Source organism: Neobacillus citreus (assembly GCF_018343545.2).
Lineage (GTDB): Bacteria > Bacillota > Bacilli > Bacillales > Cytobacillaceae > Neobacillus > Neobacillus citreus.
Window position 1 is genome coordinate 1 of the sequence record NZ_JAGYPE020000067.1, and the last position, 9,226, is coordinate 9,226.

Here is a 9,226-nt window from a genome sequence, read left to right on the forward strand (position 1 = left end):
CTTGCTTAGCAAGTACAGAAGTGATTGCAGCAGTTAAAGTAGTTTTACCATGGTCAACGTGTCCGATTGTACCAATGTTAACGTGTGGCTTTGAACGGTCGAATTTAGCTTTTGCCATTTGGAAAATCCTCCTTTGGATTATAAAAATTAAGTATATTTAAGCGGAAACTGTAAAGAGGTTGTCCTCGTTTCACAGTTTCCATTCTTACATAAGTAGTTATACTTTAAAGATAAGTAAAAATCAATTACTCACCTTTATTTTTTTTGATGATTTCTTCAGAAACTGATTTAGGTACTTCTTCGTAGTGATCAAAGTGCATAGAGAATACTCCACGACCTTGTGTGCTAGAACGAAGCGCAGTTGCATATCCAAACATTTCTGATAGAGGAACCATAGCACGAACAACTTGTGCGTTACCACGAGCTTCCATACCTTCAACACGTCCACGACGTGCTGTGATTTGTCCCATAATGTCCCCAAGATATTCTTCAGGGATTACAACCTCTACCCTCATCATTGGTTCAAGGATTACTGGCTGACACTTAGATGCTGCATTTTTAAGTGCCAATGAAGCGGCAATTTTAAACGCCATTTCAGAGGAGTCAACATCATGGTATGAACCATCGAATAGTCTTGCTTTAATATCAACTAATGGATATCCAGCAAGAACACCGCGTTGAAGCGCATCTTCAAGTCCCGCTTGGACTGGAGCGATGTATTCACGAGGAACAACACCACCGACAATACCGTTTTCGAACTCGAAGCCTTTTCCTTCTTCGTTAGGTGAGAATTCGATCCAAACGTGTCCGTATTGACCGCGTCCACCAGACTGACGAGCGAACTTACCTTCAACTTGTGCAGAAGCACGGAATGTTTCGCGGTAAGCAACCTGCGGTGCACCTACATTAGCTTCAACTTTGAATTCACGACGCATACGGTCAACGATGATATCTAGGTGAAGCTCACCCATACCAGCGATGATTACTTGTCCAGTTTCCTGATCAGTATGTGCACGGAAGGTCGGATCTTCTTCTTGCAGCTTTTGCAGAGCAGTTGTCATTTTGTCTTGGTCAGCTTTTGATTTAGGTTCAACTGAAAGCTGAATTACTGGCTCAGGGAATTGCATAGACTCTAGGATAACAAGGTTTTTGTCGTCACATAGAGTATCACCAGTAGTTGTATCTTTCAAACCTACAGCAGCAGCAATATCACCGGCATAAACCTTTGAGATTTCCTGACGGCTGTTTGCGTGCATTTGCAGGATACGTCCGATACGTTCACGTTTGCCTTTAGTTGAGTTCTGAACATATGATCCAGACTCTAAAGTACCAGAATAAACGCGGAAGAACGTTAATTTACCAACATAAGGGTCTGTCATAACTTTAAATGCAAGAGCTGAGAATGGCTCTTCGTCACTTGAGTGACGCTCAACGATTTCATCTTCATCATCCACAGCATGACCTTTGATGGCAGGTACATCTAATGGAGATGGAAGGTAATCGATAACTGCATCTAACATTAACTGAACACCTTTGTTTTTGAAAGCTGATCCACAGATAACTGGGTAGAATTCAACGTTAACTGTACCTTTACGGATTGCGGCTTTTAACTCTTCTTTTGAGATTTCCTCTCCGCCAAGGTATTTTTCCATTAACTCTTCATCAAGTTCAGCTACTGCCTCAACTAATTTTTCACGATATTCTTCAGCTTGCGCACGGTGTTCTTCCGGAATATCACGAACTTCAATATCAGTTCCTAAGTCGTTTCCGTAGAATACTGCGTTCATTTCCACAAGGTCAATGATAGCTGAGAATTGATCTTCAGCACCGATTGGTAACTGAATTGGATGAGCATTCGCTTGCAGACGCTCATGTAATGTTTTTACAGAGTACAGGAAGTCTGCGCCGATTTTGTCCATCTTGTTTACGAATACTACACGTGGTACTCCGTAAGTTGTTGCTTGACGCCAAACTGTTTCAGTTTGTGGTTCAACACCTGACTGAGCATCCAGAACTGCTACCGCACCATCAAGTACACGAAGGGAACGTTCTACTTCTACAGTGAAGTCTACGTGTCCCGGAGTGTCGATGATGTTAACACGGTGGCCTTTCCATTGTGCAGTTGTTGCAGCGGAAGTGATTGTAATTCCGCGTTCTTGTTCTTGCTCCATCCAGTCCATCTGAGAAGCACCTTCATGTGTTTCACCGATTTTATGAATCTTACCAGTGTAATAAAGGACACGCTCAGTGGTAGTCGTTTTACCGGCATCGATGTGAGCCATGATGCCGATATTACGAGTATTTTCTAAGGAGAACTCTCTTGCCATTGGGTCTTTCTCCTTCCTAGTAGAAAGTTTTTATATTTGAAGGTTAGATTACCAACGATAGTGAGCAAACGCTTTGTTTGCTTCAGCCATTTTGTGTGTATCTTCACGTTTCTTAACAGATGCACCAGTGTTGTTTGCTGCATCCATGATTTCGTTCGCTAAGCGCTCTTCCATTGTTTTTTCACCGCGAAGACGCGCATAGTTTACCAACCAGCGAAGACCAAGAGTTGTACGGCGGTCAGGACGCACCTCAACTGGAACTTGGTAGTTAGCACCACCGACACGGCGTGCTCTTACTTCTAGAACTGGCATGATATTTTTCATTGCTGCTTCGAATACTTCCATAGGTTCTTTTCCAGAACGCTCACGGATTGTATTAAATGCAGAGTAAAGAATTTCTTGAGATTTACCTCTTTTACCGTCAATCATCATTTTGTTGATAAGACGAGTAACTAATTTTGAATTGTAAAGTGGATCTGGTAACACGTCTCTCTTTGCTACAGGACCTTTACGTGGCATGCTTTTTCCTCCTTTCAAAGAAGCTTCTATTTAGTATGATTATTTCTTAGCTGCTTTTGGTCTCTTAGTACCATATTTTGAGCGGCCTTGCATACGGTTGTTAACTCCAGCTGTATCAAGCGCTCCGCGTACGATGTGATAACGTACCCCTGGTAAGTCTTTTACACGTCCGCCACGGATAAGAACAACACTGTGCTCTTGAAGGTTGTGGCCGATACCAGGAATGTATGCAGTCACCTCGATACCATTTGTCAAGCGTACACGAGCATATTTACGTAACGCTGAGTTTGGTTTCTTTGGAGTCATTGTACCAACACGAGTACATACCCCGCGTTTCTGTGGTGAAGATACATTTGTTTGTGATTTTTTGAAGCTGTTATAACCTTTATTTAGCGCAGGTGATTTTGACTTCTCAGTCGTTGACTGACGTGGCTTGCGCACTAATTGGTTAATTGTAGGCATGTTTTTTTCCTCCCTTCATTAATTGTAAGCCCACACATCCAGGTGGTTCATTTTTTTGCAAAAACAAAGTTTTTGCAGACTACTCTATCTACAAAAACAGTTTTTAACGGATAATTGCAACAGCGGCCGCACCTACTTGAATTCCGCATGCTTTACCAAGCTTTTTCATGGAGTCCACATACAGAACAGGAACTTCTAAGTCTTGGGCTGTTGTGACCACCTGTGCCGTAACTTTTTGGTCAGCATCTGCCGCGATAATCAGCTCTTCGACTTTTCCTTCCTTTAGTGCTTTCACTGCTTGTTTTGTCCCTATAATGAAACTCTTCGCCTGTAATACTTTTTCATAAGACATGATTGCTATCCTCCAAAGTATCAGGTGTATAGGAGCACCTTTGATATAGTAACATCTTAGAAAATAGTTGTCAACAAAACATTTAAATATTTTCTTAAAATAGAGGCTGACGAAGGTCAGCCTCTGTCATTTATTTAATCAATTGTTACCGGCTCTTCTGAGGTTGTATCCCGAAGGACTGGCTCTGCTTTGCGGTAGCGCTGCATACCTGTTCCGGCAGGAACCAATTTCCCGATGATAACATTCTCTTTTAAACCAAGTAATTCATCGCGCTTGCCCTTAATTGCTGCATCGGTAAGAACTCTTGTTGTTTCTTGGAATGATGCTGCAGACAAGAATGAATCAGTTTCAAGAGATGCTTTGGTAATACCAAGTAATACAGGACGCCCTGTAGCCGGTATTTTGCCGTTTAGTAAAGCTGATTCATTGGCATCCGTAAACTGGTGAATGTCTAGCAGCGTACCCGGTAATACATCTGTATCCCCAGCCTCACTGACACGCACTTTGCGGAGCATTTGGCGGACCATAACCTCGACGTGCTTATCGCCAATTTCAACACCCTGCATCCGGTAAACCTTTTGCACTTCACGAAGCAGGTATTCCTGAACGGAAATTACATCTTTTACCTTAATCAGTTCTTTTGGATCGATTGACCCTTCGGTTAATTCCTGACCTCGTTCAATCCGGTCTCCGACAGCAACCTTTAGACGGCCAGTATACGGAGCAGTATAACTGCGCTGCTCAACTTCACCTTGAACAACAATTTCGTGCTGGCGGTCGCGGCCTTCGTTAATGCTGATGACCACACCGTCAATTTCTGAAATTACAGCCTGCCCTTTAGGGTTACGCGCTTCGAAAATTTCCTGAATACGCGGCAAACCTTGCGTAATATCGTTACCCGCAACACCGCCGGTATGGAATGTACGCATCGTTAGCTGTGTTCCTGGCTCACCGATAGACTGGGCCGCAATAATACCAACCGCTTCACCCACTTCGACCTCTTGACCAGTCGCTAGGTTACGGCCGTAACATTTTTTACAAACACCATGGCGGGTGTTACATGTAAATGCCGAACGGATTTTAACCTCTTCAATTCCAGCCTCTACAATGACAGTGGCAAGGTCTTCTGTAATTAGGCCATTTTCCGGAACAAGGACTTCCTTTGTTTCAGGATGTTTAATAGGCGTACGTGCATATCGGCCAATTAGACGCTCTTCAAGTGGTTCAATAATCTCTGTACCATCTTTTAAAGCGCTGATAGTAAAGCCGCGGTCTGTTCCACAGTCATCCTCACGAACAATAACATCCTGTGCAACGTCAACGAGACGGCGGGTTAAGTAACCTGAGTCAGCTGTCTTAAGGGCGGTATCGGCAAGACCTTTACGCGCACCGTGAGTAGAGATAAAGTACTCTAATACCGTTAATCCTTCACGGAAACTTGACTTGATTGGTAACTCGATGATACGACCTGCCGGGTTGGCCATCAGACCACGCATACCTGCTAACTGTGTAAAGTTAGACGCATTACCACGGGCACCGGAGTCACTCATCATGAAGATTGGGTTAGTCTTATTCAAGGATTTCATCAATTTACCTTGAATAGTATCCTTCGCCTGGCTCCAAATAGAGATGACACGGTCATAACGCTCATCCTCTGTAATTAAACCACGTCTAAACTGTTTAGTAACATTATCAACCTTAGCCTGCGCATCATGAAGAATTTGCTCTTTCTCTTTAAGTACGACGATATCGGCAACACCAACAGTAATACCGGCTTTAGTTGAATATTTGAAACCTAAATCCTTCATGCGGTCGAGCATTTTGGATGTTTCGGTAATTTTGAAACGCTTGAATACTTCCGCAATGATATTACCAAGAATTTTCTTCTTAAACGGATCAATCAAAGGCATATTTTTAATCTTTTCTTTGATATCCTCGCCTTTTTCGACAAAGTACTTAGCAGGTGTTTCAACCTCTAAATTGTGTTTAGTTGGTTCATTGATATATGGGAATGATTTTGGAAGAATCTCATTAAACACAAGCTTACCAACGGTTGTGATTAACAGCTTGTTGTTTTGTTCTTCTGTAAAAGTCTCATTTCCTAATTTACCGGCATTAACAGCAACCCTTGTATGCAGGTGAACATAGCCGTTTTGATAGGCAAGAAGGGCTTCGTCCGTATCATTAAACACCATGCCCTCACCGACGGCACCTTCTCTTTCAAGAGTTAGATAATAGTTTCCTAATACCATGTCCTGTGAAGGAGTAACAACCGGTTTACCATCTTTCGGGTTAAGAATGTTTTGGGCAGCAAGCATTAAAAGGCGGGCTTCAGCCTGCGCTTCTGAAGAAAGCGGTACGTGCACAGCCATTTGGTCTCCGTCAAAGTCGGCATTGTATGCAGTACATACTAACGGGTGAAGACGAATAGCACGGCCTTCAACGAGCGTAGGTTCAAATGCCTGGATCCCTAAACGGTGAAGCGTAGGGGCACGGTTTAACAGAACCGGATGCTCCTTAATGACATCTTCAAGCACATCCCAAACATCTGGGGACACTCTTTCAATTTTGCGCTTTGCTGATTTAATATTATGGGCTAATCCCTTTTCAACAAGCTCCTTCATCACAAATGGCTTAAATAATTCAAGCGCCATTTCTTTCGGAAGTCCGCATTGATACATTTTTAGATTAGGACCTACGACGATAACCGAACGGCCGGAATAGTCAACACGTTTTCCAAGCAGGTTTTGACGGAAACGCCCTTGCTTACCTTTCAGCATATGGGACAGTGACTTTAACGGACGGTTACCAGGACCTGTAACCGGGCGGCCGCGGCGGCCGTTGTCAATTAAAGCATCGACGGCTTCCTGGAGCATCCGCTTTTCGTTTTGAACGATAATGCTAGGCGCACCCAGGTCTAATAAACGCTTTAAACGATTGTTACGGTTAATTACACGGCGATATAAATCGTTTAAGTCAGAAGTCGCAAATCTTCCGCCATCTAATTGAACCATTGGGCGCAGCTCCGGTGGAATGACCGGAAGAACATCTAATACCATCCAAGATGGCTCGTTCCCGGAATTACGGAATGCTTCGAGAACCTCAAGACGTTTAATCGCACGTGTACGGCGTTGGCCTTGAGCTGTTTTAAGCTCTTCTTTTAAACCATCAACTTCTTTGTCTAAATCGATATCTGACAACAGTTTCTTGATGGCTTCTGCACCCATAGATGCTTGGAATTTATTACCGTACTTTTCACGATAGGCACGATATTCTTTTTCTGATAATAGCTGTTTCTTTTCAAGAGCAGTGTCACCTGATTCTGTCACTACATATGAAGCAAAGTAAATGACTTCTTCAAGCGCCCTTGGAGACATGTCTAAAACAAGCCCCATTCTACTTGGAATGCCTTTAAAATACCAGATATGCGAAACAGGTGCGGCAAGTTCAATATGCCCCATTCGTTCGCGGCGGACCTTTGCACGAGTAACCTCTACACCGCATCGGTCACAGACAACACCTTTATAACGGACACGCTTGTACTTTCCGCAATGACATTCCCAATCCTTTGTCGGACCAAAAATTCTTTCGCAGAATAAACCGTCCTTTTCTGGCTTTAACGTACGATAGTTAATGGTTTCAGGTTTTTTAACCTCACCGAATGACCAAGAGCGGATTTTATCCGGTGATGCAAGACCTATTTTCATGTACTCAAAATTATTAACGTCCAGCAAGGGGCCTACCTCCCTATTTATGTCCAGGTTTTACCCTTATATAAAAGCTTAAAAGCGCACCAAGGAACAGCAATAGCTTGTTCACAGCAGGAGCTATTCTCTTAAGTGCGCTTAAACTAAGAATGGATTACTCTTTTGAACCTACTTTTTCGGATTCAAAGCTTGGTGCGTCAGGAACGATGTTTAATGTGTCGACTTGTTGTATGTCCTCTTCATCTTCCATATCGCGCATTTCAATCTCTTCTTCATCACCGGATAAGATTTTGACATCCATACCCAAGCTTTGAAGTTCTTTGATTAATACCTTAAATGACTCAGGAACGCCCGGTTCTGGAACATTTTCGCCTTTTACAATGGCTTCATATGTTTTAACCCGGCCAACCACGTCATCCGACTTAACCGTAAGAATCTCCTGCAGCGTGTATGCAGCACCATATGCTTCAAGCGCCCATACCTCCATCTCACCGAAACGCTGTCCGCCAAACTGGGCTTTACCGCCAAGCGGCTGCTGTGTAACAAGTGAGTAAGGACCTGTTGAACGTGCATGCAATTTATCGTCAACCATGTGAGCAAGCTTAATCATATACATGACCCCGACTGATACACGGTTATCAAATGGTTCACCCGAACGGCCATCATAAAGAACCGTTTTGGCATCGCGGGCCATGCCGGCTTCCTCAATCGTTGCCCATACATCTTCCTCACGTGCACCGTCAAAAACTGGCGTTGCAACATGAATACCAAGAGCTCTGGCAGCCATACCTAAGTGAAGCTCAAGAACCTGCCCGATATTCATCCGAGAAGGTACCCCTAATGGATTTAACATAATATCAACCGGTGTGCCATCTGGAAGGAATGGCATATCCTCTTCCGGTAAAATTCTTGAGATAACCCCTTTATTCCCGTGGCGTCCCGCCATTTTATCGCCTGCGGAGATTTTCCGCTTTTGAACGATATAGACACGGACTAACTGATTAACGCCTGGAGGCAGTTCATCGCCATCTTCACGGTTAAAGACTTTTACATCCAGAACAATACCGCCTCCGCCGTGTGGAACACGAAGAGAAGTATCACGGACTTCACGAGCCTTTTCACCAAAGATAGCATGTAAGAGACGTTCTTCAGCTGTCAATTCTGTTACCCCTTTTGGTGTAACCTTACCAACTAAAAGGTCTCCGTCTTTTACTTCTGCACCAATGCGGATAATACCGCGCTCATCAAGATTGCGAAGGGCGTCTTCACCCACGTTAGGAATATCACGAGTAATTTCCTCTGGTCCAAGCTTTGTATCACGAGATTCAGATTCATATTCCTCGATATGAATAGAAGTATAGACATCGTCTTTTACAAGACGTTCACTCATGATAATCGCATCTTCATAGTTGTATCCATCCCAATTTATGAATGCAACAAGAACGTTTCTTCCTAACGCTAATTCGCCAAGCTCCATAGATGGACCATCAGCAAGAATTTCGCCTTTTTTGACACGGTTGCCAACAGCCACAATTGGACGCTGGTTATAGCATGTTCCTTGGTTGGAACGGATAAATTTCAACATCCGGTATTTATCGAGGTCACCTTTAACCTCTTGACCATCTATCTCTTTCACACGACGCACCCATACCTGACGGGCTTCAACGTGTTCCACAATACCATCATGCTTACAAACAACCGCTGCCCCGGAGTCTTTTCCGGAGACATATTCCATGCCGGTACCAACTCTTGGCGCCTCAGGCTGCATCAATGGGACCGCCTGACGCTGCATGTTTGCGCCCATCAGTGCACGGTTGGAGTCGTCATTTTCAAGGAACGGAATACATGCCGTTGCAGCC

Annotated in this window: 7 protein-coding genes; all 7 read right to left on the minus strand. The window is 43.8% G+C overall.

Annotated features, from left to right (window positions below; genetic code table 11):
• The coding region (locus KHB02_RS24955) for a GTP-binding protein (RefSeq protein WP_241114076.1) at positions 1–118 on the minus strand (118 nt) is incomplete at its 3' end.
• Between the two features lie 127 nt (positions 119–245).
• Positions 246–2,327, minus strand: a complete 2,082-nt coding sequence (gene fusA, locus KHB02_RS24960; protein WP_213148273.1) for an elongation factor G — start codon at positions 2,325–2,327, stop codon at positions 246–248.
• 48 nt (positions 2,328–2,375) lie between these two features.
• On the minus strand, positions 2,376–2,846 hold the full coding sequence (gene rpsG / locus KHB02_RS24965) for a 30S ribosomal protein S7 (protein WP_213148274.1): 471 nt from the start codon (positions 2,844–2,846) through the stop codon (positions 2,376–2,378).
• Between the two features lie 39 nt (positions 2,847–2,885).
• Positions 2,886–3,308, minus strand: a complete 423-nt coding sequence (gene rpsL / locus KHB02_RS24970; RefSeq protein WP_213121087.1) for a 30S ribosomal protein S12 — start codon at positions 3,306–3,308, stop codon at positions 2,886–2,888.
• 103 nt (positions 3,309–3,411) lie between these two features.
• Positions 3,412–3,660, minus strand: a complete 249-nt coding sequence (locus KHB02_RS24975; RefSeq protein ID WP_213148275.1) for a 50S ribosomal protein L7ae-like protein — start codon at positions 3,658–3,660, stop codon at positions 3,412–3,414.
• 134 nt (positions 3,661–3,794) lie between these two features.
• Entirely contained in the window at positions 3,795–7,394 is a 3,600-nt protein-coding gene (gene rpoC, locus KHB02_RS24980) for a DNA-directed RNA polymerase subunit beta' (protein ID WP_213148276.1), read from the minus strand.
• A gap of 127 nt (positions 7,395–7,521) precedes the next feature.
• Positions 7,522–9,226: DNA-directed RNA polymerase subunit beta (gene rpoB / locus KHB02_RS24985; protein ID WP_241114075.1), on the minus strand; the 1,705-nt coding region annotated here is incomplete at its 5' end.

What these genes read in the sequence shown, in the direction of transcription:
- fusA (WP_213148273.1), bottom strand. Translation starts at nt 2,327, where the DNA reads ATGGCAAGAGAGTTCTCCTTAGAAAATACTCGTAATATCGGCATCATG.
- KHB02_RS24975 (WP_213148275.1), bottom strand. Translation starts at nt 3,660, where the DNA reads ATGTCTTATGAAAAAGTATTACAGGCGAAGAGTTTCATTATAGGGACA.
- rpsG (WP_213148274.1), bottom strand. Translation starts at nt 2,846, where the DNA reads ATGCCACGTAAAGGTCCTGTAGCAAAGAGAGACGTGTTACCAGATCCA.
- rpsL (WP_213121087.1), bottom strand. Translation starts at nt 3,308, where the DNA reads ATGCCTACAATTAACCAATTAGTGCGCAAGCCACGTCAGTCAACGACT.